Origin of the sequence: Streptomyces sp. HmicA12, assembly GCF_000373565.1 — a bacterium.
Taxonomy (GTDB): Bacteria; Actinomycetota; Actinomycetes; order Streptomycetales; family Streptomycetaceae; genus Streptomyces.
In genome coordinates, this window is sequence record NZ_KB891799.1 from 154,620 (window position 1) to 178,229 (window position 23,610).

The 23,610-nt window shown below is 72.4% G+C and carries 21 protein-coding genes, 1 pseudogene and 1 riboswitch; of the genes and pseudogenes, 12 read left to right on the plus strand and 10 right to left on the minus strand.

Annotated features, from left to right (window positions below; genetic code table 11):
• Positions 1–53: 53 nt before the first annotated feature.
• Together B072_RS45455 and lepB are read left to right on the plus strand one after the other, a co-directional pair.
• Positions 54–716 carry a DUF11 domain-containing protein gene (locus B072_RS45455; protein WP_018529320.1) on the plus strand — a complete coding sequence of 221 codons (663 nt, stop codon included), beginning with the start codon at positions 54–56 and terminating at the stop codon, positions 714–716.
• 304 nt (positions 717–1,020) lie between these two features.
• Entirely contained in the window at positions 1,021–1,641 is a 621-nt protein-coding gene (gene lepB, locus B072_RS42685) for a signal peptidase I (protein WP_078506334.1), read from the plus strand.
• Between the two features lie 10 nt (positions 1,642–1,651).
• Here the strand turns inward: lepB and B072_RS0107495 are convergent, their stop codons facing one another.
• On the minus strand, positions 1,652–2,821 hold the full coding sequence (locus B072_RS0107495; RefSeq protein WP_018529322.1) for an NAD(P)/FAD-dependent oxidoreductase: 1,170 nt from the start codon (positions 2,819–2,821) through the stop codon (positions 1,652–1,654).
• 118 nt (positions 2,822–2,939) lie between these two features.
• Entirely contained in the window at positions 2,940–3,896 is a 957-nt protein-coding gene (gene sigJ / locus B072_RS0107500; protein WP_018529323.1) for an RNA polymerase sigma factor SigJ, read from the minus strand.
• Between the two features lie 162 nt (positions 3,897–4,058).
• Here sigJ and B072_RS0107505 point away from each other — a divergent pair, with 162 nt between their 5' ends.
• Positions 4,059–4,928: a hypothetical protein gene (locus B072_RS0107505; protein ID WP_018529324.1), complete on the plus strand. Its 870-nt coding sequence runs from the start codon at positions 4,059–4,061 to the stop codon at positions 4,926–4,928.
• A 228-nt stretch (positions 4,929–5,156) separates the two neighbouring features.
• A complete protein-coding gene (locus B072_RS0107510) occupies positions 5,157–7,649 on the plus strand; it encodes a polysaccharide lyase family 8 super-sandwich domain-containing protein (RefSeq protein ID WP_026245546.1) in 2,493 nt (830 codons plus the stop codon).
• A 12-nt stretch (positions 7,650–7,661) separates the two neighbouring features.
• Here the strand turns inward: B072_RS0107510 and B072_RS42690 are convergent.
• Positions 7,662–8,253: pseudogene (locus tag B072_RS42690) on the minus strand (Uma2 family endonuclease).
• A 173-nt stretch (positions 8,254–8,426) separates the two neighbouring features.
• Positions 8,427–12,068, minus strand: a complete 3,642-nt coding sequence (gene cobN, locus B072_RS0107520; protein WP_018529327.1) for a cobaltochelatase subunit CobN — start codon at positions 12,066–12,068, stop codon at positions 8,427–8,429.
• A gap of 32 nt (positions 12,069–12,100) precedes the next feature.
• Positions 12,101–12,221, minus strand: a riboswitch (cobalamin riboswitch).
• A gap of 84 nt (positions 12,222–12,305) precedes the next feature.
• Here cobN and B072_RS42695 point away from each other — a divergent pair.
• The 3 genes from B072_RS42695 to cobJ all read left to right on the plus strand — a co-directional run bounded on the left by B072_RS42695 (position 12,306) and on the right by cobJ (position 15,870).
• Entirely contained in the window at positions 12,306–13,496 is a 1,191-nt protein-coding gene (locus tag B072_RS42695; RefSeq protein WP_234018815.1) for a cobalamin biosynthesis protein CobG, read from the plus strand.
• Between the two features lie 14 nt (positions 13,497–13,510).
• Positions 13,511–14,167, plus strand: coding sequence for a precorrin-8X methylmutase (locus B072_RS0107530; RefSeq protein WP_018529329.1), 657 nt, complete (start codon positions 13,511–13,513; stop codon positions 14,165–14,167).
• Between the two features lie 149 nt (positions 14,168–14,316).
• Complete coding sequence (gene cobJ / locus B072_RS0107535) at positions 14,317–15,870, plus strand: precorrin-3B C(17)-methyltransferase (RefSeq protein WP_018529330.1); 1,554 nt, start codon at positions 14,317–14,319, stop codon at positions 15,868–15,870.
• Here the strand turns inward: cobJ and B072_RS0107540 are convergent.
• Complete coding sequence (locus tag B072_RS0107540) at positions 15,843–16,583, minus strand: cobalt-precorrin-6A reductase (protein ID WP_018529331.1); 741 nt, start codon at positions 16,581–16,583, stop codon at positions 15,843–15,845. The genes cobJ and B072_RS0107540 overlap by 28 nt on opposite strands.
• Before the next feature lie 11 nt (positions 16,584–16,594).
• Between B072_RS0107540 and B072_RS0107545 the strand changes: the two genes are divergently transcribed.
• Entirely contained in the window at positions 16,595–17,719 is a 1,125-nt protein-coding gene (locus tag B072_RS0107545; RefSeq protein ID WP_018529332.1) for a cobalt-precorrin-5B (C(1))-methyltransferase, read from the plus strand.
• On the opposite strand, the gene B072_RS42700 is transcribed toward B072_RS0107545, so the two are convergent.
• Complete coding sequence (locus B072_RS42700) at positions 17,716–18,423, minus strand: YdeI/OmpD-associated family protein (protein WP_324603821.1); 708 nt, start codon at positions 18,421–18,423, stop codon at positions 17,716–17,718. The two genes, B072_RS0107545 and B072_RS42700, sit on opposite strands and share 4 nt — an antisense overlap.
• Before the next feature lie 72 nt (positions 18,424–18,495).
• Here B072_RS42700 and B072_RS0107555 point away from each other — a divergent pair, with 72 nt between their 5' ends.
• Positions 18,496–19,134 (plus strand): LysE family translocator, encoded by a 639-nt coding sequence (locus B072_RS0107555; protein WP_018529334.1) that lies wholly within the window; start codon positions 18,496–18,498, stop codon positions 19,132–19,134.
• Between the two features lie 4 nt (positions 19,135–19,138).
• On the opposite strand, the gene B072_RS0107560 is transcribed toward B072_RS0107555, so the two are convergent.
• Positions 19,139–19,357 carry a hypothetical protein gene (locus B072_RS0107560; RefSeq protein WP_018529335.1) on the minus strand — a complete coding sequence of 73 codons (219 nt, stop codon included), beginning with the start codon at positions 19,355–19,357 and terminating at the stop codon, positions 19,139–19,141.
• Between the two features lie 241 nt (positions 19,358–19,598).
• On the opposite strand from B072_RS0107560, the gene B072_RS0107565 reads away from it, so the two are divergent.
• Positions 19,599–19,817, plus strand: coding sequence for a hypothetical protein (locus B072_RS0107565; RefSeq protein WP_018529336.1), 219 nt, complete (start codon positions 19,599–19,601; stop codon positions 19,815–19,817).
• Positions 19,818–20,088: 271 nt separating this feature from the next.
• A complete protein-coding gene (locus tag B072_RS0107570) occupies positions 20,089–21,417 on the plus strand; it encodes an HNH endonuclease signature motif containing protein (protein ID WP_202539481.1) in 1,329 nt (442 codons plus the stop codon).
• A 115-nt stretch (positions 21,418–21,532) separates the two neighbouring features.
• On the opposite strand, the gene B072_RS0107575 is transcribed toward B072_RS0107570, so the two are convergent.
• The 3 genes from B072_RS0107575 to B072_RS45460 all read right to left on the minus strand — a co-directional run bounded on the left by B072_RS0107575 (position 21,533) and on the right by B072_RS45460 (position 23,140).
• A complete protein-coding gene (locus B072_RS0107575) occupies positions 21,533–22,471 on the minus strand; it encodes a MerR family transcriptional regulator (RefSeq protein ID WP_018529338.1) in 939 nt (312 codons plus the stop codon).
• 82 nt (positions 22,472–22,553) lie between these two features.
• Entirely contained in the window at positions 22,554–22,823 is a 270-nt protein-coding gene (locus B072_RS0107580) for a hypothetical protein (protein WP_018529339.1), read from the minus strand.
• Positions 22,820–23,140 (minus strand): hypothetical protein, encoded by a 321-nt coding sequence (locus tag B072_RS45460; protein ID WP_078506336.1) that lies wholly within the window; start codon positions 23,138–23,140, stop codon positions 22,820–22,822. The genes B072_RS0107580 and B072_RS45460 overlap by 4 nt, the downstream gene beginning before the upstream one ends.
• A 161-nt stretch (positions 23,141–23,301) precedes the next feature.
• Here B072_RS45460 and B072_RS0107590 point away from each other — a divergent pair, with 161 nt between their 5' ends.
• The gene (locus B072_RS0107590; protein ID WP_018529341.1) at positions 23,302–23,592 is read left to right on the plus strand and encodes a GntR family transcriptional regulator; all 291 of its coding nucleotides are present in this window, start codon (positions 23,302–23,304) and stop codon (positions 23,590–23,592) included.
• Positions 23,593–23,610: the final 18 nt, after the last annotated feature.

Here is a 23,610-nt window from a genome sequence, read left to right on the forward strand (position 1 = left end):
GGCGCTGGCAGGGTCTGGCCGAGCCCGCCCGTCCCCTCCCGCCTGGAGTGCCCATGCCCGCCCACCGTCTCCCCGCGCTCGGCACCGCGCTGTGCGGCCTCGCCCTGACCGTGCCCGTGGTGGCGCACGCCGACGACGGCACCGCCTCCGCCTCTGTCTCCGCCTCCGCCTCCACCTATGCCTATGCCACCGCTTCCGCCCCCACCTCCGACGACAAGCGCCCCGCGGTCTCCATCGCCCTGACCGACGGCGTGTCCCGGGCCCGGCCCGGCGACCGGCTCCACTACACGGTGACCGTCCGCAACGACGGCTCCCGGCCGGTCGAGGGCCTGCGGGTCGAGCAGCGGATGCCCGACGCCGCGCACCACGCCGCCGCCGGGCAGGGGGCGAAGGTGCGCCGGGGCACGGCCTCCTGGCGCACGGACGTGGCGCCGGGCCGGCCCGCCGAGCTGACCTCCACGCTCACCCTCGGCGCGGCCGGCGCGGGCGCGCTGCGGGCGGGCAGCACCGTCTGCGCGTACCGGAAGGGCTCGGACGCCCCGCTGGTGTGCGCGAGCGACCTGGACCTGTTGACCGCGCCCGCGGCCGCCGGCCCCGAGGCCGCCACGAAGGACGGCGCCTCCTGGGGCGTATGGACGGCGGGCGGGGTGCTGGCGGCGGGCGGCGCCGTCTTCGTCGTGCTACGCGGGCGCCGGGCCCGGGTGGACGTGGGGTGACGTTCGGCGGGCGGGCGCCGTTCTCGTCGTGCTGCGCGGGCGCCGGGCCCCGGTGGCCGCGGGGTGACGTTCGGCGCGCGGGGTGCTGGCGGCGGGCGGGCGCCGTCCTCGTCGTGCTGCGCGGGCGCCGGGCCCCGGTGGCCGCGGGGTGACGTTCGGCGCGCGGGGTGCTGGCGGCGGGCGGGCGCCGTCTTCGTCGTGCTGCGCGGGCGCCGGGCCCCGGTGGACGTGGGGTGACGTTCGGCGGGCTCCCCGCGCTGTGGTGGGTGTGCCGTCAGCGGATCAGAGGGAGGGGCGGGCATTCATGAGTCAGCGAAGAGCCGTGCGGGGATGGCGAGTTGTGGCCTGGGGGCTGACGCCGCTGGGTGTCGTGCTGCTGGCCGGCTCCGTCGCGTACGGCCTCGTGCGGTACGAGACGGTGACGGTCGCCAGCGACTCGATGCGGCCCGGATTCCCGCCCGGGACGCGAGCGCTGGTCGAGCGGATCGACGCGGGCGGGATACACCGGGGCGACGTCGTCCTCATGGACCCGCCCGAGCGGTACATGAGCGACGGGGTGCTGCGGCGCGTCATCGGCGTCGGCGGTGATCACGTCACGGGGTCGGGGAACCGGGTCACGGTGAACGGGAGGACGCTCGACGAGCCGTACGTGGCGGACGAGGGCGACCCGCGCGTCGGCCCGTACGACGTGCGGGTCCCGTCCGGGCGGCTGTTCGTCCTCGGCGACCACCGCGCGAACGCCAACGACTCCCGCTACCACCTCGAAGTGCACGAGGGCAGCTTCGCGGCCTCGGGCGTGCGGGGGCGCGTCGTCGAGGGCGCCGCCGTGCCCGTCCGGCCCGCGCTGTTCGCGGGCCTCGGGATCGTGCTGGGCGCAGTCGGTCTCGCGGCCGGGCGGCGGCGTACCGCGCCCGGCCCGCGCTGACCGCGTCCCCTCACGCGCCCGGGGCGACGCGGCGGCGCCGGGCGGGCATGCCGACCGTCGGGTGGGCGACGCCCCAGGCCGCGCCCTTGCAGACCAGTTCCTTGTAGAGGGCGGCCGTGCGGCCGGTCAGGGCCGCCTTCTTCGCGCGGTCGTCGGCCGTGACGTACTGGATGAGGCCTTCCTTGCGTCCCAGCGAGACGCACTGGTTGAAGTAGCGGATCGGCACGGTCGGGACCTCGGCTCCCGCCAGCCGGGCCGCGAGGGCGTCCGCGGCCTGCCAGGCGGTGGGCACGCCCGACGCGCACGACATCCGCAGCGGCTTGCCGCCGGGGCCCTCCACCAGGGCCGCGTCGCCGACGGCGTAGACGTCCGGGTGCGAGAGCGAGCGCATGGTGCGGTCGACCACGATCTGCCCGGTGTCCGAGACCTCCAGGGTGGTGGCCTTCGCGATCGGGTGGACGGCGAAGCCGGTGGTCCAGACGGTCGCCGCCGAGGGGACGAACCGCCCTTCCGCGAGGGCCACTTGGTCCGCGTCGACCGCGGTGACCTCGGCGTGTTCGTGGACGGTGATGCCGAGCCGGCCCGCGACCTCGCGCACGTGCGCGCGGCCCTTGTCGGCGAGCCAGTCGCCGAGGCCGCCGCGGGCGACGAGCGCGACGTCCAGGTCGGGGCGGGCCTCGGCGATCTCCGTCGCGGCCTCCAGGCCGGTGAGCCCGGCGCCGACCACCACGACCGGCTGCCCGGCGCCCAGCTGCGCGAGCCGCTCGCTCAGCCGGAGCGCGCCGGGGCGGCTCGCGATCTGGTGGGCGTGCCGGTCGACGCCGGGGACGCCCTGGTCGTCCCAGCCGCTGCCGAGGGCGTAGACGAGGGTGTCGTACGCCAGGGACTCCTCCCCGGCACCCGTCGCCTCGACCGTCACCGTCTTCCGGTCGGCGTCGATCGCGGTGACCTGGGCGAGCTTCAGCCGGACGCCGGTGCCCGCGAACATCTCGGCGAAGGGCCGGGTCCTGAGCTCCTGGCCGGTCGCGAGCTGGTGCATGCGGACGCGCTCGACGAAGTCCGGCTCGGCGTTGACGAGGGTGATGTCGACGTCGTCGCGGTGCAGCCGCTTGGCGATGCGCCCGGCGGCGGTGGCTCCGGTGTAGCCGGCTCCGAGAACGACGATGCGGTGCTGCTGCATGGCGGGCTCCTGAGGCTCTGGCCGCCCCGTTCCGGGCGGGCTCGCCCCTTGAACCGGACAGCCCGCCGATTCCTGACACCGTTGCGATGTGAACCAGGTCACATCGCCACGGGGTGCGTCAGAAGGCCGCCTTCAGCGTCGGCTCCCCGTGGTCCGTGGCCGCCCAGCGGCGGGTCGCGCGCTCCAGCTTGTCGGGGTTGACCTGGCTGCGGAACGCGACGATGCCGTCGGCGCCGATCTCCGGGCACATGACGCCGATGACCCGGCCGTCGAGGACCGCGAGGATCGCGACCTCGCCGTTGGCCGCCGAGACGTACACCTCGGGCGAGCCGCCGACCAGGTCCTGCTTGGCCCTGCTCGGCTTGAACAGGCCCCGCATGAACACGGCCACCGCCTTCGCGCCCTCGAACGCGGAGGCCCGGGCCGGAACCTTGCCGCCGCCGTCGCCGATCGCGGTGGCGTCCTGGGTGAGCAGCGCGACGAGCGGCTCGGTCCTGCCGCTGGTCGCGGCCGCGAGGAACTCCTCGACGATCCGACGGGCGGCGGCCCCGTCGACCTCGGCGGTACGGGCCCGGGCCCTGCCGTCCGCCACGTGCTTCTTCGCCCGGTGGAGGATCTGCTGGCTGGCGGCCTCGCTGATGTCGAGGATCTCGGCGATCTCCCGGTGCGCGTACGTGAACGCCTCGCGCAGCACGTACACCGCCCGCTCGTTCGGCGTGAGCCGCTCAAGGAGGACGAGGACCGCGTACGACACCGATTCGCGCTGTTCGGCGGTGTCGGCCGGGCCGAGCATCGGGTCGCCGCCGAGCAGGGGTTCCGGCAGCCACTGGCCGACGTACGTCTCACGCCGCGCCCGCGCCGACGTCAGCTGAGTCAGACAGAGGTTGGTGAGCACCTTCGTCAGCCAGGCCTCGGGGACCTCGATCCGCCCGACGTCGGCGGCCTGCCAGCGCAGATACGTCTCCTGCACGGCGTCCTCCGCCTCGCTCGCCGAGCCGAGCAGGCGGTAGGCGATGGCCTCCAGGCGCGGCCTGGCCGCCTCGAACCGGTCCACGTCGTTCAGCGTCAGCGCCATGGCCAGGATCCTAGCCGGGCCAAGTGCGAGCGGCCGAGAGCCAGTTGGCGCGCGCCCCCGCGCGTCCCCGGCAGGCCCGTCCCCCGTACCCGCCATCACCGGTTCGGCCCCCGGCCACGCACCGTCCACCCGCCGACCATCCCGGAACGCGACAGTCCGGCCATGCCGATCAAGCCGATCACGCCCCTGCCGCGCCGCACCGCGTCCGCCGCGCTGGCCCTCACCGCCGCCGTCGCCCTCGCCGCGCAGGCCACCCCGGCCCACGCCGACTCCAACGCGGTCCCCACGTACGAAGTGAAGATCAACCTGACCACGGCGGCCCTCGACTCCGCCCACGCCCCGCTCGCCGCGGTCAAGTCGGCGTTCGGGATCACCGGTTCGGCCACCTCGCGCAGCTACGCGTACTACGACACCGACGCCCAGGCCCTCGACGGCCAGGGCTGGGACGTCCGGCTGCGGCACAAGAGCGGCAAGGACTTCGAGGAGACGTACAAGAAGCGCTTCGCGATCACCGGCGGGGACATCGACGCGGCCCTGGACACGGCGAACGACGCCGGCTTCGACAGCGGTGACACCAACTACGAGGCCGAGGTCGACTGGGGCTACAGCAAGCAGACCCTCAGCTTCAGCAACGAGAAGAGCCACAGCGCGAGCGGCTACTCCGGCACCGCGCTGCCGACCGGCGCCACCGGGCTCGGCTGGCTGTCGAAGGACCTCCCCGGCAAGCTCGCCGACTGGAACTCCGACGGCTGGGGCACCGACACCCTGGCCGCCGCCCGCGTGCACGGCCCGGTGACCTCGGCGGTGTACTCCGGCGCCTGGGAGTCCTCCGACGACGCCTCCATCGAGGTCGTCCCGGTCGTCGCGGCGAGCGGCAGCGGCACGGAGTACGTCGTCGAGCTGTCGTTCAAGACCGACTCCTACGACGACGCGGCGGACCTGCACGCCGACGCGATCTCGGTGGCCGACGCGAAGGGCTGGCTGTACAAGGGCGACATCCTCAAGACGCAGCTGGTGCTCGACCGGTACTGACCGAACGGTACTGAGCGACCGGTACTGAGCGACCGGTACTGAGCAGCTGGTGCTCGACCGGTACCGAGCGACCGGTACTGAGCAGCTGGTGCTCGACCGGTACCGAGCAACCGGTACTGAGCAACAGGTACTGGGCAACCGGTACTGGGCAACCAACACTGAGAACTGCCAACTCCGTACCGGCAAGCGGGTGTTGTACCAGTGGTCCGGAGTTGCATGCTGGTGCCCATGGAGATCACCCGCAGACGTCTGCTGACCGTGCTGGCCGCGACCGGGGTCCTGGCCACCGTGCCCACCGCCTGGGCGAGCGCCGCCGAGGTCGCGGCCGGGGTGGAACGGCTCGTGGCCAACACGGTCGGCGTCTTCGCGGGCACCGAGGAGTCCAACTCCCGTACGGAGACGGCCGCCAAGCTCGCCGCGACCGAGAGGACGGCGCGCACGAACCTCGCGTCGATGGACGCGGCGAGCGGCGACGGCGAGCTGTTCGCCGGGGTCCCCCTCGGCACCAGCGACCCGAACCTGAACACCACCTACCAGCGGCTGTACGAGATAGCCCTGGCGACCCGCACCCCCGGCATCTCCCCCGACCTGTACGGGAGTTCGGCCGTCCAGGACCGGGTCCTCGACAAGCTCGGATGGCTGCACGAGCACTACTACGGCGACCAGTCCCAGGGCTACTACGGCAACTGGTTCTACTGGGAGATAGGCATCTCGCAGCACATCAGCAAGACGCTGATCCTGCTCGCGGACCGCGCCCCCGCCGACCTGATCCGCACCTACATCGCCTCCATGGACGCGTATCTGCGCAACGGCGAGGACGGCGACGTCGACCTCGACTCCCGCTTCCACACCGGCGCCAACCTCGCCGACATCACCACGAACCGCATCCTCCAAGGCGCCCTCCTCGGCTCGGCCGACGGCGAGGCGCGCATCCGCAAGGCCCTCACCGACCAGCTCACCGTCTTCGCGACGGTCGACCCGTACGCCCTCGAACACGGGGTCACGGACGGCTATTACGCGGACGGGTCGTTCCTCCAGCACGCGTCGGTCGCGTACACGGGCTCGTACGGAAAGGGCCTGCTCAGCCGGGTCGTCCAGACGCTGAAGATCCTGGACGGTACGGGCTTCGCCAACGGCGGCGAGCTGCTGCCGACCATCCACCGATGGGTCCGCGACGGTTTCGCGCCGCTCATCTTCGAGGGCTGGATGATGGAGTCGGTCAAGGGCCGGTCCGTCTCGCGCACCGGCACCGGATACGCCGACGTCGCCACGATCGTCGAGGCCGTCGTCGACCTCGCGTCCCTGTCCACCGGGGCTCCGGCGACCGCCCTCGCCGGATACGTGAAGCACGTACGCGCCACGTCACGGGCGGCGCTCGACCCGACGACGTTCGTCTCCCCGCTGAGCATCGTCCACTACACCGCGATCCTCGCCGACGCCTCGGTCCCCGCCGCCGACCTCAACCCGCCGGCCCGCTCCGTCGCCTTCAACGCGATGGACCGCACGGTGCACCGCCGCCCCGGCTACGCCTTCTCCCTCTCCCGCAGCTCGTCGCGGATCAGCACGTACGAGTACATGAGCGGCGAGAACCTGATGCCCTGGTTCCAGGGCGCCGGCGCGCACCACCTGTACCTCTCCGGGCAGGACCAGACGCAGGCGTTCGGCATCGACTACTTCACGACCGTCTCCCCGTACGGACTCGCGGGCGTCACCGCGCCGGTCGAACTCCGGCGCACCGTACCGGAGTCGTACGACGGCAAGCTCTTCTACGACAATCCGTCGCACCCCCTGAACTTCACGGCGTCCAGCGAGTCGCAGAACACCTACGTCTACTTCCCGACGGCGACGCAGGCGTACTCGGGCGGGGCCGTGCTCGGCGCGTACGGGGCGGCCGGCTGGGTGCAGTCCGACGACGTGCCGTGGCGCGACCAGCAGGCGGGCGTCCTGCCGGACGACTTCGTCGCCTACCGCAACGCGCGCTCCACGAAGTCCTGGTTCCTCCTCGACGACGAGATCGTCGTGGTCTCGGCCGGGGTCGGGGACGCGCCGGGCGCCGGGCGGGCCGTGACGACGACCGTCGACGCGCGCATCGCCGCCGCGGGCGACCGGGTCGAGGTCACCGAGGACGGTGACTGGACCCACTGGGCCAACACCACCCAGAACGTCTCCGTCGGCTACCTGCGTCTGTCCGGTCCGGCGCCGAAGGTCCGCCTCGACACGGTGACGCGCAGCCGGCGCGTGGTGCGCACCACGAACCCGGACACGGCGGTGACCAAGCAGGTCTTCTCGGTGACGGTGGAGCAGCGGGCCGGGACCCAACTCGCCTCGTTCGCCTACGTGTTGACCCCGAACGCCGCGAAGACGGCGGCCCGCTCCCCCGTGCGCCTCCTCGCGAACACCCCGCGCCTCCAGGCCGTCCACCACCGCACGCTGGGCCTGACCGCCGCGAACACGTTCACGTCCGGCGCCCACCGCACGGCGGGCCTGACCATCGACGGCCCGGCATCGGTTCTGGTGAGGCGGGACTCGAAGGACGTGACGGTCGCCGTGTCCGACCCGACGACCACCCGCGACACGGTCACCGTGGTGCTGCCCGGCCGCCCCCTGCGCAAGGTCTCCGGCGACGCCGCGGTCCGGGTCGACCGGGTCCCGGGCGGCACCCGCCTGACGGTGGACACGCACCACGCGTACGGGCGGAGCTTCACGGTGACGCTGCGGTAGGGATCCCCGCGCTCAGAACTCGGCGGTGTCCAGGTCGAAGCCGAGGGGGTCGGGGAGGGGGACGGTGCGGCCGTGCTTGTACGACGACTTCCTCGCGTAGTCGTCGCCCTCTGGTTCGGAGCAGACGGTGGCCTCTCCGGCCTCGCGGTCGATCAGCAGATGTACGGGGATGGCGGCACGCGCGTACCCCCGGATCTTCTTGACGCGGTCGTTTCCCGCAGTGGAATCCGAGGTGACGTCGACGACCATGAGGACGGCCGACGCATCGTGCCACTCCTCCTTGTTGTCGAAGGTGCCCTTGGGGGGCGACAACCAGGTCGGGGACCACGTGGCCGGTCTGGGAGGCGCCGGGGACGTTGAGGCCGATGCCCGTATAGCGGCCGACCTGCTTGTTGTGATCCCGGACCTGCCCGTTGACCTCGGGCACGTACTCCTCATGCTCCCCGTTTGCCGGAGGTACCACGTGGATCTCCCCTTCGATCAACTCCACGCGCCACCCTTTGGGAGCAGCCGCACTGAGCTGAGTGAAGGCCTCCTCGATGTCCCGGGCGTCGAGGTGCCCGGCGGACGCAGGCGGGTACTCGGGGACCGGCTCTGCTGCCATGACAGACGTCCTCCTCCTTCTCCTCCTTCTCCTCCTTCTCCTCCTTCTCCTCCTTCTCCTCCTTCTCCTCCTTCGCTCAGCGCGACACACCCAGGGAAGGTCGGGCACGCCCCCGGAAACCCGTGACCGCTCACCCGAACGAGCAAGCAGGCACGTTCCCCCTGGTCAGAGGTCTACTCGTCCGCCTCCAAGTCGCCTTCCGTCTCCAGGTACACCTGGCGGAGGGCCTCCAGCGTCTGCGGGTCCGGCTTCTCCCACATGCCGCGCGACTCGGCCTCCAGGAGGCGCTCCGCGATGCCGTGCAGGGCCCACGGGTTCGCCTCGGAGAGGAACCGGCGGTTCGTCTCGTCGAGGACGTACGTCTCGGTCAACTTGTCGTACATCCAGTCGGCGACCACACCCGTCGTGGCGTCATAGCCGAACAAGTAGTCCACGGTGGCGGCGAGTTCGAAGGCGCCCTTGTAGCCGTGGCGGCGCATCGCCTCGATCCACTTGGGGTTGACGACGCGGGCCCGGAAGACGCGGGACGTCTCCTCCACCAGGGTGCGGGTGCGGACCGTCTCGGGGCGGGTCGAGTCGCCGATGTACGCCTCGGGCGCCGTGCCGCGCAGCGCGCGGACCGTCGCCACCATGCCGCCGTGGTACTGGAAGTAGTCGTCGGAGTCGGCGATGTCGTGCTCGCGGGTGTCCGTGTTCTTGGCGGCGACCGCGATCCGCTTGTACGCGGTCTCCATCTCGCCGCGGGCCGCGCGTCCTTCGAGGCCGCGGCCGTACGCGTAGCCGCCCCACACCGTGTAGACCTCGGCGAGGTCCGCGTCCGTGCGCCAGTCCTTGGAGTCGATCAGCTGGAGGATGCCCGCGCCGTACGTGCCGGGCCGGGAGCCGAAGATACGGGTCGTGGCGCGGCGTTCGTCGCCGTGCTCGGCGAGATCCGCCTGCACGTGCGCCCGCACGTGGTTGCGCTCCGCCGGTTCGTCGAGGTCCGCCGCGAGCCGCACCGCGTCGTCGAGCAGCCCGATGACATGCGGGAACGCGTCCCGGAAGAAGCCGGAGATGCGCAGCGTGACATCGATGCGGGGGCGGTTCAGTTCCTCGTACGGGATGGGTTCGAGGCCCGTGACGCGGCGCGAGGCGTCGTCCCACACGGGCCGCACGCCGAGCAGCGCGAGGGCCTCCGCGATGTCGTCGCCCGCGGTGCGCATGGCGCTGGTGCCCCACAGGGACAGGCCGACGGACGTCGGGTACGCGCCGTCGTTGTCGGTGCGGTAGCGCTCCACCAGGGACTCGGCGAGGGCCTGGCCCGTCTCCCACGCGAGGCGGGACGGAACGGCCTTCGGGTCGACGGAGTAGAAGTTGCGGCCGGTCGGCAGGACGTTGACGAGGCCGCGGAGGGGAGATCCGGAGGGCCCGGCGGGGACAAAGCGCCCCTCCAACGCCCTTACGGAGTGGTCGAGTTCAGCGGTCGTGCCGTCGAGGCGGGGGACGACTTCGCGGGCGGCGAATTCGAGCACGGCCCGCACCTGGTCGGAGACGTCGGACGGAACCGCGTCCGAGTCCCAGCCGGCAGCCTCCATCGCCTCGACAAGAGCGCGGGCCGTCTCCTCCACCTGGTCCGCCGCGGAGCGGGTCGCCGCCGACTCGTCAAGGCCCAACGCCTCCCGCAACCCCGGCAGCGCCGTCGTACCGCCCCAGATCTGACGGGCACGAAGGATGGCGAGGACGAGATTGACCCGGTCGGCGCCGGAGGGCGCGTTGCCGAGGACGTGCAGGCCGTCGCGGATCTGGACGTCCTTGATCTCGCAGAGCCAGCCGTCGAGATGCATGATGAAGTCGTCGAAGCCCTCGTCCTCGGGGCGGTCCTCGATGCCCAGGTCGTGGTCGAGCTTCGCGGCCTGGATGAGGGTCCAGATCTGGGCCCGGACCGCCGGCAGCTTCGCCGGGTCCATGGACGCGATCTGGGCGTGCTCGTCGAGGAGTTGCTCCAGGCGCGCGATGTCGCCGTAGGAGTCGGCGCGGGCCATCGGCGGCACCAGGTGGTCGATGAGCGTGGCGTGCACCCGGCGCTTGGCCTGGGTGCCCTCGCCCGGGTCGTTCACGAGGAACGGGTAGACGAGCGGCAGGCCACCGAGGGCCGCGTCCGGGCCACAGGCGGCGGACAGGCCCGCGTTCTTGCCCGGCAGCCACTCCAGGTTGCCGTGCTTGCCGAGGTGGATCATCGCGTCGGCGCCGAACCCGTTGTCGTCCGCCGACGCGGCGATCCAGCGGTACGCGGCCAAGTAGTGGTGGGACGGCGGGAGATCCGGGTCGTGGTAGATCGCGATCGGGTTCTCGCCGAAGCCGCGCGGCGGCTGGATGAGGATGAGGAGATTGCCGCGGCGCAGCGCGGCGAGGACGATGTCGCCCTCCGGGTCGCCGCCCCGGCCCACGCGGCTGCGGTCGAGGAACATCTCGCCGGGCGGCGGGCCCCAGTGCCGCTCGACCTGCTCGCGCAGCTCCCCGGGCAGCGTCGCGTACCAGCGCTTGTAGTCGGCGGCCGGGATGCGGACCGGGTTCTTGGCCAGCTGCTCCTCGGTCAGCCACTCCTGGTCGTGGCCGCCCGCCTCGATGAGCGCGCGGATCAGCTCGTCGCCGTCGCCGGAGACGAGGCCGGGGATGTCGGCCCGGTCCCCGAAGTCGTAGCCCTCGTCGATGAGGCGGCGCAGCAGGGCCACCGCGGAGGCCGGGGTGTCGAGCCCGACCGCGTTGCCGATCCGGGAGTGCTTCGTCGGGTACGCGGACAGGACCAGGGCGATCCGCTTGTCCGCGGCCGGGATGTGCCGCAGGCGGGCGTGCCGTACGGCGATACCGGCGACCCGCGCGGCCCGCTCGGCGTCGGCGACGTAGGCCGGGAGCCCGTCCTCGTCCATCTCCTTGAACGAGAACGGGACGGTGATCAGGCGCCCGTCGAACTCGGGCACCGCGATCTGGCTGGCGGCGTCCAGCGGCGAGACACCCTCGTCGTTCTCCTCCCAGTCGGCCCGCGAGGAGGTCAGGCACAGGGCCTGGAGGATCGGGACGTCGAGGTGGGTGAGCGCGCCCGCGTCCCACGCCTCCTCGTCACCGCCCGCGCTCGCCTCGGCCGGGCGGGTGCCGCCCGCCGCGAGGACGGTGGTGACGATCGCGTCGACCGGCCGCAGCGCGTCGATCAGCTCGGCCTCCGGGGCGCGCAGCGACGCCACGTACAGCGGCAGCGGGCGGGCCCCGGCGCGCTCGATCTCGTCGCACAGGGCGTGCACGAAGGCCGTGTTGCCGCTCATGTGATGGGCGCGGTAGTAGAGCACGGCGACGGTCGGGCCGTCGGACTCCCGAGAGGCCCGCTCCAGCGGACCCCAGGTCGGCGCGGCCGCGGGCGGCTCGAAGCCGTGGCCGGTGAGCAGCACCGTGTCGGACAGGAACCGGGCCAGCTGCGTCAGGTTCGCCGGGCCGCCGTGCGCCAGGTACTTGTGCGCCTCGGCGGCGATGCCGATCGGCACGGTGGAGGCCGCCATCAGCTGGGCGTCCGGCGCCTGTTCACCGGTGAGGACCACCAGCGGGACACCGGCCGCGGACAGCCGGTCGATGCCGTCCTGCCAGGCGCGGACCCCGCCGAGCAGCCGGACGACGACCAGGTCGACGCCGTCGAGGAGCGCGTCCAGGTCACCGTGCTCGACGCTGATCCGGGACGGGTTCGCGAAGCGGTACGTGACCGGGGCCGACGCGCTGTCCGCGGCGTCGGCGGCGTTCGCCGCACGGGCGCTGAGCAGGTCGGTGTCGGAGGTCGACAGGAGCAGGAGCATGCGTCGGCTGGCCTTCCTCGGGGTGTCCGCGCCCCAGGTGGTCGTTGGACGGCGGGAGTTCCTGGCTCGCTCCCCACGGGAGCTCACAGTGGCGGGACCGCGCCGGATTCACACCGGGCTTCCTCCCCATTTGCCGTCGCTGGCACGCTCATCGTACGGGTCGGGTCCGCGACCCGGTACGGGATGCCCGTCACAGGCCCCGCTGCCGGTCACAGGCCCATGGGTATGCTCCCGAACATGTCCACCTCCCCCATACCCCCCGGCACCGGCACGCCCGGCGACGCCTGCCCGGGCGCGCTGCGGCTGCACGCCGCGGACGACGGGTTCCTGGCGCGGGTGCGGATTCCCGGCGGGGTGCTGACGGTGGCGCAGGCACGGGCGCTCGGCGAGCTGTCCGGCGCGCTCGGCGACGGCATGCTGCATCTCACATCGCGGGGCAACCTCCAGCTGCGCGGGCTGCGGGACGGCTGCGGCGGCGAGTTGGCCGGGGCCCTGGGCGAGGCAGGACTGCTGCCGTCCCCGGCGCACGAGCGGGTGCGCAACGTGGTGGCGTCCCCGATGTCCGGCCTCGACGACCTCGGCTTCGTGGACGTACGCGACTGGCTGCGCGAGCTCGACGCGCAGGTGTGCGCGAGCTCCGTCACCCCGGAGCTGTCCGGCCGCTTCCTGTTCGCGCTCGACGACGGCCGCGGGGACGTCGCCGCGCTCGGCCCCGACGTGCTGGTGCGCGGGCTGCCCGGGGGCGAGGGGCTGCTGTCCGTCGGAGGCGCGGAGTTCCGGGTGCGGTACGAGGACGCGGCGCGGGCGGCTGTGATCGCGGCCGAGGTGTTCGTGGAGGCGGCGCGGGAGGTTTCCGGGCGGCGGGTGTGGCGGGTGGCTGAACTGGCCATACCTGTGGCCGAGTTGACGGAGCGCTTGACGCGCCGTCTGGAGATCAGCCCCGCAAGGGGCGCGGGGCTGGGCTCATCAGCGGCTCCGCCGCGGGGCGCGACCGGCCACGACGGCACCGCACCCGACGACGCACCGTCCGGATTCGCCCTCCCCTTCGGCACGGCGACCCCCGCCCAATGGACCGACCTCACCGATCGCGCCGCCCAACTCCCCGCACAGGAAATCCGGTTGACGCCCTGGCGCCGCATTGTCATCCCCGGCATCCCCGGCATCACCGGCATCACCGGCAAAGCCGAGGGCCAGGCCTCCCCGTGGACACGGGTGGGCGCCTGCATCGGCCGCCCCGGCTGCGCCAAGTCCCACACCGACGTACGCGCCGACGCCACCGCCCGCCTCGCCGAAGCGCACCCGACCCTGCCCACCTACTGGTCCGGCTGCGAACGCCGCTGCGGGCACCCGGCCGGGACGTACGTCGACATCACGGCCCGCCCGGACGGCGGCTACGACATCAACACCCGCACCAACCGACCCAGTTGAGAGAGCCGAACCCCATGTCCCTGTACGACTACGAGAAGGACGGCGCGGCGATCTACCGCGAGTCCTTCGCCACCATCCGCACGGAGGCGGCGGCCGATCTCGCCGCCCTGCCCACCGACGTCGCCCAGGTCGCGGTCCGCATGATCCACGCCTGCGGCCAGGTGGATCTCGTACCGGACATCGCCTACTCCCCCGGTGTCGTGGCGAAGGCCCGCGCCGCCCTGCGCTCCGGCGCGCCGATCCTGTGCGACGCCCAGATGGTCGCGAGCGGCGTCACGCGCAAGCGGCTGCCCGCCGGCAACGACGTACTCTGCGCGCTCCGGGACCCGCAAGTACCCTCCCTGGCAGCCGAGTTGGGCACTACCCGCAGCGCCGCCGCCCTCGAACTGTGGCGGGACCGCCTCGAAGGCTCGGTCGTCGCCATCGGCAACGCCCCCACCGCCCTCTTCCACCTCCTCGAAATGATCGCGAAGGGCGCCCCGCGGCCCGCGGCGGTGCTCGGCATCCCCGTCGGATTCGTCGGCGCGGCCGAGTCGAAGGACGCGCTCGCCGCGAACGACCTCGGCCTCGAGTACCTGATCGTCCGGGGCCGCCGCGGCGGCAGCGCCATCACGGCGGCCGCCCTCAACGCGATAGCCACCGAGGCGGAGATCCTGGAGGACCGGGCATGAGCGACTCCCCTGTGACGACGAGCAGGACGACAGGCAGCACGGCAGGCAGGACGACAGGCAGCACGACAGGCAGCACGACAGGCAGCACGACAGGCAGCACGGCAGGCAGGCTGTACGGTGTCGGGCTCGGGCCCGGCGATCCGGAGCTGATGACGGTGGCCGCCGTGAAGGCGATCGCCGGGGCGGACGTCATCGCCTACCACTGCGCCCGCCACGGCCGTTCCATCGCCCGCTCGATCGCCGCGGAGCACATCCGCGAGGACCAGATCGAGGAGCGCCTGATGTACCCGCTCACGGTGGAGACCACGGACCACCCCGGCGGCTACCGCGGGGCGCTCGACGACTTCTACGCCGAGGCCGCCGCCACCCTCGCCGCGCACCTGGACGCGGGCCGCACGGTCGCCGTCCTCGCCGAGGGCGACCCGCTGTTCTACGGCTCGTACCAGCACATGCACAAGCGTCTCGCCGACCGTTACGACGCGACGGTCATCCCCGGTGTCACGTCGATCAGCGCGGCCGCCGCCCGCCTCGGCGAGCCGCTCTGCGAGGACAAGGAGACGCTGACCGTCATCCCGGGCACCCTCGACCCGGACGAACTGACGGCACGCCTGGCCGCCGCCGACTCCGCCGTCGTCATGAAGCTGGGCCGCACCTTCACCAACGTCCGCACCGCGCTGGAGAGTTCGGGCCGCCTTAACGACGCCCGCTACGTCGAGCGGGCCTTCTTGGCGGGCGAGCGCACCGGCCGCCTCGCGGACATCGACCCGGACTCGGTCCCGTACTTCTCGGTCGCCGTCCTGCCCTCCCGCGTCGACGCCGAGCCCGCCGAGCCCGCCGAGCCCGCCGAGCCCGCCGATGGGGCTTCGGTCGCGGGTCCCGGCGAGGTCGTCGTCGTCGGCACCGGGCCGGCCGAGCCCGCCGATGGGGCTTCGGTCGCGGGTCCCGGCGAGGTCGTCGTCGTCGGCACCGGGCCGGCCGGCGCGCCCTGGCTGACCCCCGAGTCGCGCGGCGCCCTCGCGGCCGCCGACGACCTGGTCGGGTACACCACGTACCTGGACCGCGTCCCGTCCCGGCCCTGGCAGCGCCGCCACGGCTCGGACAACAAGGTGGAGTCGGAGCGCGCCGAGTTCGCCCTCGACCTGGCCCGGCGCGGGCGCCGCGTCGCCGTCGTCTCGGGCGGCGACCCGGGCGTCTTCGCGATGGCCACGGCGGTCCTGGAGGTCGCGGCGCAGGACGTCTACGCCGACGTACCCGTACGCGTCCTGCCCGGCGTGACGGCCGCGAACGCGGCGGCGGCCAAGGCCGGCGCACCGCTCGGCCACGACTACGCGACGATCTCCCTCTCCGACCGCCTCAAGCCGTGGGAGGTCATCGCGGAGCGCCTGCACGCGGCGGCCGCCGCAGACCTCGTCATCTCCCTCTACAACCCGGGCTCCCGCAGCCGCACCTGGCAGGTCGCCAAGGCCCGCGAACTGCTCCTGGAGCACCGCGCCCCGGACACACCGGTGGTCGTGGCCCGCGACGTGGGCGGCCCGCACGAGAACGTCCGCGTGATCCGGCTGGCCGACCTCGACCCCGCCGAGGTCGACATGCGCACGCTGCTGATCATCGGCTCGTCGCAGACCCGGGCGGTCGCGCGCGGCGACGGCCGGACGGTGGCGTGGACGCCGCGCCGCTACCCGGAGACGCCCGCCACCCGCTGAACCCAGTCGGCGGCCTGCGCCACGTCGGCCGCCACCGCCACCCCCTCCGGCACGGGCGGCCGCCGTACGACGACGACCGGGATCCCGGCCTCCCGTGCGGCGGTCAGCTTGGGCGCGGTGGCGGCGCCCCCGCTGTCCTTGGTGACGAGTACGTCGATGCGGTGCCGCGCGATGATCTCCCGCTCCCCCTCCAGGGTGAACGGGCCGCGGTCGAGCAGCACCTCGGTGTGCGGCGGCAGCGGCGGCTCGGGCGCGTCCACCGACCGTACGAGGAAGAAGGCGTCGCCGACGTGCGCGAACGCGGCGAGGCCCATCCGGCCCGTGGTGAGGAAGACCCGCCGACGGCCGCGCAGAGCGTCCGCTGCCCCCTCCAGCGAGCCGACCTCCCGCCAGTCGTCGCCCTCGCCCGCGACCCAGCCGGGCCGACGCAGCGCGAGCAGGGGAACATGGGCGGTGGCGGCGGCCCGCGCCGCGTTGAAACTGATCGTCTCCGCGAAGGGATGGGTGGCATCGATGAGCGCGTCCACAGCCTGTGCGCGGATCCAGTCCGCCATCCCCTCGGCGCCGCCGAACCCGCCGATCCGCACCTCGCCGGGCGGCAGCCGGGGCGCGGCGACGCGGCCCGCGAGGGAACTGGTGACCCGTACCCGGGTGTGCAGGGTCTCGGCGAGGCGGCGGGCCTCGGTGGTCCCGCCGAGGATGAGCACGTGCATCGGGGAACTCCATGAACGAATCGGCTGAGGCGAAGGGCGGCCGCGGCGCCCAACTCAAGCACACCGGCCTGCGCCCCGGATGGACGACCGGCGCCTGCGCGACGGCGGCGACCACGGCCGCGTACACGGCGCTGCTGACCGGCGACTTCCCGGACCCGGTGACGATCACGCTGCCGAAGGGCCAGACCCCGTCCTTCGCGCTCGCCGTCGAGTCGTACGACGGCGCGACGGCGAGCGCGGGCGTGGTGAAGGACGCGGGCGACGACCCGGACGTCACGCACGGCGCGCTCGTCCGCGCCACGGTGCGGGCCCTGCCGGCGGGCTCGGGCGTGGTCTTCCGCGCGGGCCCCGGCGTCGGCACGATCACCCGCCCCGGGCTCCCCCTGGACGTGGGCGAACCGGCGATCAACCCGGTGCCGCGGCAGATGATCCGCGACCACGTGGCCGAGGTGGCGTCGGCGCACGGCGGCAGCGGCGACGTCGAGGTCACCGTCTCCATCGACCACGGCGAGGAGATCGCCCGCTCCACCTGGAACCCCCGCCTCGGCATCCTCGGCGGCCTCTCCGTCCTCGGCACGACGGGCATCGTCGTGCCCTACTCCTGCTCGGCGTGGATCGACTCGATCCGGCGCGGCGTGGACGTGGCGCGGGCGGCGGGCCGTACGCACGTGGCGGGCTGCACGGGCTCCACGTCCGAGAAGACGGTCGTACGCGAACACGCCCTCCCCGAGGACGCGTTGCTGGACATGGGCGACTTCGCGGGCGCCGTCCTCAAGTACATCCGCCGCCACCCCATCGACCGCCTCACGATCTGCGGCGGCTTCGCCAAACTCTCCAAGCTGGCGGCGGGCCACCTGGACCTGCACTCGGCCCGCTCCCAGGTCGACAAGGGTTTCCTCGCGGAGCTGGCCCGCCGCGGCGGCGCGTCCGAAGCCCTGGCCGCCGAGGTCCGCGACGCCAACACGGGCCTCGCGGCACTGCAGTCGTGCACGGCGGCCGGCGTCCCGCTCGGCGACCTGGTGGCGGCGGAGGCCCGCGACCAGGCGCTCCTCGTGCTGCGCGGGGCACCGGTCGCGGTGGACGTCATCTGCATCGACCGGGCGGGGAACGTGGTGGGCCGCAGCACGGTGCGTTAGGCCTCGTCTGCCCTGTCTGCTGCCTTGCCTGCCTCGTCTGCCCTGTCTGCTGCCTTGCCTGCCTTGCCTGCCTTGCCTGCCTCGTCTGCCCTGTCTGCTGCCTTGCCTGCCTCGTCTGCCTTGCTTGCCTTGTCTGTCCCGAGATCCCGCACGGCCCGCTCAAGGCGTGTCTGCCGGGTCTTCGGCGTCGTGGCCTGGAGCAGCGGGAGCAGCACCTGATAGCGGGCGCTCCGGTCGAGCGCGTCGAACGCCGCCCGCACCGTGGGATCCGCGTCGAGGGCCGCCTCCAGATCCTCCGGGACGACGGCCGCGGCCTGCGACGCGTAGGCCCGCTCCCAGCGCCCGTCCTCCTGCGCCCGCCGCACCTCGGCGAGCCCCGGCTCCCGCATCCGGCCCGCCGCCGTCAGCTCCGCGACCTTCTCCACGTTCACCAGGGACCACAGGCTCCGCGGCCGCCGCGGCACGTACTTCTGCAGGTAGTACCGGTCGTCGAGCCCGCGCCGCTGCCCGGAGATCCACCCCCAGCACAAGCCCACGTCGACCAGCTCGTCGTCCGTCACCGAGGCGATCCCCGACGCCTTCTTCGCCACCTTGACCCACACGCCCTCACGCCGCGTGTGCTGCCCGGCCAGCCACGCGTCGAAGGCCGCGGCGTCGGCGAAGGCGCGGACCTCCACCCCGTTGAACTCATCCATCGAACTCATCCACTGAACTCATCGAACTCATCCATGGGGGCAACCTAGCCGGGTCGGAGCGGTGTCGTACGCTGGCATTCCATGGCAATAAGCACCGCGCTGTGGTCCTTCGCCCTCGTCGTAGGGCTCCTCACTCTGACTCCCGGTCTCGACACCGCTCTGATCCTGCGCACTTCGGCCCTCGGCCGCCGTGGAAGAGCCTGGGGCGTCGTCCTCGGCATCCAGACCGGCACCCTGCTGTGGGGTGCGCTCACCTCATTGGGCGTGACCGCGCTCGTCACGGCCTCGCACCTCGCCTACCTGACCCTGCGCTGGGTCGGCGCCGCCTACCTGGTCTGGATGGGCGCCCGCATGCTGCGCGACACCTTCCGGGGCGGATCCTCGGGAGGGACCGCCGAAGCCGGCCTCCTCACCGGCGACGACTCGTTCACCGGCGGCTGGCGACAGGGGACGCTGACCAATCTCCTCAACCCGAAGATGGGCGCCTTCTACGTCGCCGTCCTGCCCCCGTTCATCCCCGCGGGCACCAGTCACTTCGCCATGGGCCTGCTGCTCACCTCGGTGCACATCCTCATCGGCCTCGTGTGGTCGGCGGTCCTGATCGGCTTCGCCCGCGTCCTGCACACCTGGCTGCGCAGGCCCCGGGCCCGCCGCCTGCTCGACCGGATCACCGGCACCGTGATCGCCGCCTTCGGCGTCCGGCTCGCACTGAGCGACTGACTCCTCAGCGATTGCGCGGATGGTTACGCGCCGCGCGCTCGTTCCCGTGCTTGTAGGCGCCGGTCCACCGCGCCATCACCAACTGCGCGTCCCCCGACTCGACTTCAGCGAGAAACTTCTCGGCCCGCGCACCCCGCAGCGTCCCCGCGGCACGCCCCTGATGCGTGATCGTCACAGTGCCGTCGGGCCGCTGCTCGTAGGTGAAACCGAAGGGTCTGGGCATGGTCGGGATGGTAGGCGCCGGGCGCGCGGTGCCGGTACCGGATTTCGGGTGGGGGCGAGCCGCACACGAACTCCACTATCCGTCGCGGGCATCGGTCCGTCCCGGCCAACAGTCAGTCGCGACCAACAGTCAGTCCCGACCAACAGTCAGTCCCGGCCCAGTCAGTCGCGGGCAAGTCAGTCGCGGGCATCGGTCCGTCCCGGCCAACAGTCAGTCGCGATTAGCAGCCCAGCTGTGCACGATGTCGATCGCCACCACCGCGGCCCTGCTGATCACCCTCACGCACCACCTGAACCGCGTACTCGCCGTCACCCTCGTCGGCATCGCCTTCATCGGCCTCGGCCAGGTCTTCGGCACCGCCACAGCAATCGCCATCGAACGCGTCCCGCACGCCGCGGGCACCGGATCCGCCGTACCCGGAACCTTCAGAGCACACTGGGCGCCATCGCCGCACCCGTAATCGCGGGCGCCTGGCGCCTGGTGCCCGCTTGGCCGGAGTCCCGGAGTCCGCGGGCCGGTAGCCGCTCTTCATGGATCAGGGTGGTGAGTGGCGGGTGGCGGGTTATGGGTGGGTTCGGGGAAGTTCCCGGTCGCGGCCGGATTCACCTGAAGGGCTGGAAAGGCGGAATGGGGCCTCCCTTTTAAGTCATTGACCTGGCGTTACTACACAGAGTGATGAAGCATGGGTGAGGAAGGACGGGCGGTACGCGAAGCGAGGGGAGGTGGTCCGCATGACGCTCACGATGGAACCGGAGCCGGCGCAAGAACTGGCCTCTTCTACCGCCCGCGTCGACGCGGATGCACTGGCCGCCATGCTGCGCGAGACCCCGCCCTCCCCCATCACGGCAGCACAGTTGGGGGCCTTGGACCGTGGGCAGTTGTCGCCTGCCGGCCGGGTGGATGCCCTGGCGGTTCTGGAGCGGCACATCGCTTGGCTCCAGGCGCTGCAAGCCGGGCTGCTGGCCGACATCGCCACCCACGCCGAGCGCACGGGCGGGGTAGGAGTGGACGACCCGAACTGGGCCGTGGAAGAGGTGGCTTGCGCGCTCCGCCTGGCCAACTCCACCGCGGCCGACCGCCTTCACATCGCCGAACTGCTCTCGGCGCGCCACCCGAAGACTCTGGAACTTCTCGGCGACGGCGCCATCTCGTATCAGCAGGCCCGCGCCATGGCGGACCTGTGTGAGGTGCTGCCCGTGTCCACGGCCGGCGAGGTGGAGGCGATGATGGCGGACACCATGCCTCGGCAAGCGGCCGGGCAGACGCGAGCCGCAGTGCGCCGCGCGATCCTGAAGGCCGACCCGGAAGGTGCTCAGGCACGGCATGAGCAGCGGCGCCGCGACCGCGAGACGGTGCACTACCCGCACGAGGACGGCATGGCGTTCTTCGGAGCACTGCTGCCCGCCCAACAGACCGCCCAGATGGAGCAGGCCGTAGACGCACACGCCGCCACTTTCGAGGACGACGGCCGCACCCTGCCGCAGAAGCGCGCGGACGCCCTGTACGACCTGGTGGTCAACCAGCCTCGACAGGAGGGCAGTTCGGCCACCCCAGGCTCACCTCGGGCGATCATCCAGGTCACCGTCGACTTCGACACGTTGCTCGGAGCCGACGACGAGCCCGCCGAGCTGAAGGGCTACGGCCCCATCACCGCAGACCAGGCCCGCGATCTGGCCTTCGCTCCCGGCACCGTCTGGCGGCGCCTGCTCACCCGCCCCGCCACCGGTCAGCTGATCAAGGCTGATGCCACCACCTACAGGCCCACCGCGGAGACGGCCCGGCACGTACGGGCCCGGGATCGCGAATGCGCCTTCCCCAGCTGCCACATGCCCGCGCAGCGCTGCGACGTGGACCACGTCATCCCCTTCGACCACGAGCACCCCGAGCGGGGAGGCCCCACCGTCCCGGACAACCTGCAGCCCCTGTGTCGTCGGCACCATCGACTCAAGACTCACGCCAAGGGTTGGACCGTCACCCGGTCCCCGAGCACCGGCACCACCACCTGGACGACACCAACAGGCCACACATACGCCAACACACCTCGTAGATACCGCGAATGAGCCCTCGAGGTGGGGCGAGGGCTGGAGGAGCCGGTCGTGGGAGTGCATCAGCTGCGCAGCGGGGCTCCGCCCTGCGTGGCGGTGTTCCGCCCCCACACCGACGAATCCTGGCCCACTACCGCTCCCTTCGGACGCGCACGGCCTCGATGCACCAGGTGAACGCAGGCACCAGGCTCTCCGGAGCGGGCCAGCCATTGATCACTGCGAGCAGCTGGAGGTACCGGTCTCGGCGCGGGTCGCTCATACCCCCCAGCCGGGCCAGCAGCAGGCGGCGCAGCTCGGCATCGTCGGGGCGGCCAAGGACCTGTGCATAGTGGGCCGCAATCGCTGCGACGATCGAATCGCCTTGGCGCGAGTCCGGGGCGATGCCCGCCGCCAAGGCGGGGCCGACCCGGTCACGGACGACCACACCGAGGTCGCGGCGCGGGCCCGCGGTCTCGGCTAGTGCCTGTTCGGTCGCGAGGTCCTCGGCCATCCGCCGCACGCCGACGCGAAAATCCGGGTCCGCGACCAGTTCGGCCCACTCCACCCATGCACGGACCTGCTGTGTCTCAGGACTGTCGGGCAGCTCAGGTGTCATCGAGCGCCGGATGCCCTCGAACGCGGGGTCGGCGCCGAGACCGTTGAAGGCGGCATCGAGGAAGTCGCCGATCAGACGTCTCCGTTCGTCCTCGGAGAGCTGGGCCAGCTTGTGCATGAGATCCGTCTCCTCAGCAGTCAGTCCGCGCTCGGCCACCGCCGTCAGCACCGCATGCCGCAAGCGCAGGACGCGGATCTGCACGGCCAGAGCTTCGGCATGCGTCGCGGCGACCTCGGGAAGCGAGAGCTCCCGCTGCACGACCCGGCTGATCGTGGGCAGGTCCACCCCCAGGGCCCGAAGGGTCCGCACAAGGTCCAGGCGCGCGACGGCATCGATGTCGTACAGGCGGTAGCCGGCCGGGCTGCGGTCCGTCGGCGCCACGATCCCGCGATCGGAGTAGAACCGAATGGTCTTGACCGTCAGACCGGTCCGTCGGGCCAGTTCGCCGATCGAGTAGAGCGCGTCGCCTTCCATGCCCCCACCTTGGCGTCTCCCCCTACGGGAGACTCAAGCCCATCCGCCTGCCGACGGACGATCGCTACGGCTACGGCTACGGCTACGCCCGGGAGGCGATCCGCAACGTATCGGTCAGTGCCTGGGTCAACTCCCTTGCCAGGTGCCGCAGTTCGGTCGGACCCAGCTCGTCCACCAGCTGCCGCGCGTGCCCGAGCAGCACTCCGGCCATCTCCATCTGCACCGCCTCGACAGCGTCCGCCCGACGCGACACCGGCCCCGGGCAGTCCGGATCGCCGATGACGTACGCGGCCCTGCCGTCCGCGCCGGTCCAGGGCAGAAGGCGCGGTTCCTGCGGTTCCGGGCAGCTCATGCGACCTCCAGGCCGTGGATGACGTACAGGCCCGGCCCGTCGTGGCCGAAGTCCGCGAGCAGCAACTCCCCTCGCCGGGATGCCTGTTCGGCGGCGACGACGTAGGGGCGGACCAGGCGGGTGGCGTCCCCGTTCAGCGGGCGTTCCGGGCGGCGGGGGGTGTGGTGCGCGGGCCAGGGCAGGACCGGTGGCTCCGGAGTGCGGCGGTGGCGGCCGCTCGGCGCCGGGAACGTCGCGCGGGCGAGCGATACGAGGACCGCGATCGCCACCAGCAGAAAGCTCACCTCGGCGAGGACAGCAGGCATATGGTCGCCCATGCGCCAGTTCCTCCTTGTGTAGCTGGTGCCATGCCCCGGGACGGGCGCAACCGTCGCCGGGATCTTTTCGTGCCTGACGTACACCGAGCTACATCCCTCTGTATACAAGTACAGGCGGATCTAAAGAACTGCGCAGGTCAGGGGCGGTCTACCGTGGAGGGATGACCGAAGCAGAGAAGCCCGGCAAGGCGTCCGGGGCCTTGGACCCGCACAGCGCCACACCGTTGTACGTCCAGCTCGCCAACGTCATCGAGGCGGGCATCCGCGCCGGCTCGCTGGCGCCCGACCGCCCCATCCCCTCCGAGAACGCGATGGCCGACGAGTACGGCGTGGCCCGGCTCACCGCCCGCCGCGCCGCTCAGGAACTCCGCGAACGCGGCCTCATCGTCACCGTGCGGGGCAAGGGGTCCTTCGTCGCCAAGAATCCGCCGGTGCAGGAAGGTTCTGGCTGAGCCGCGTCGCGGGAGGCC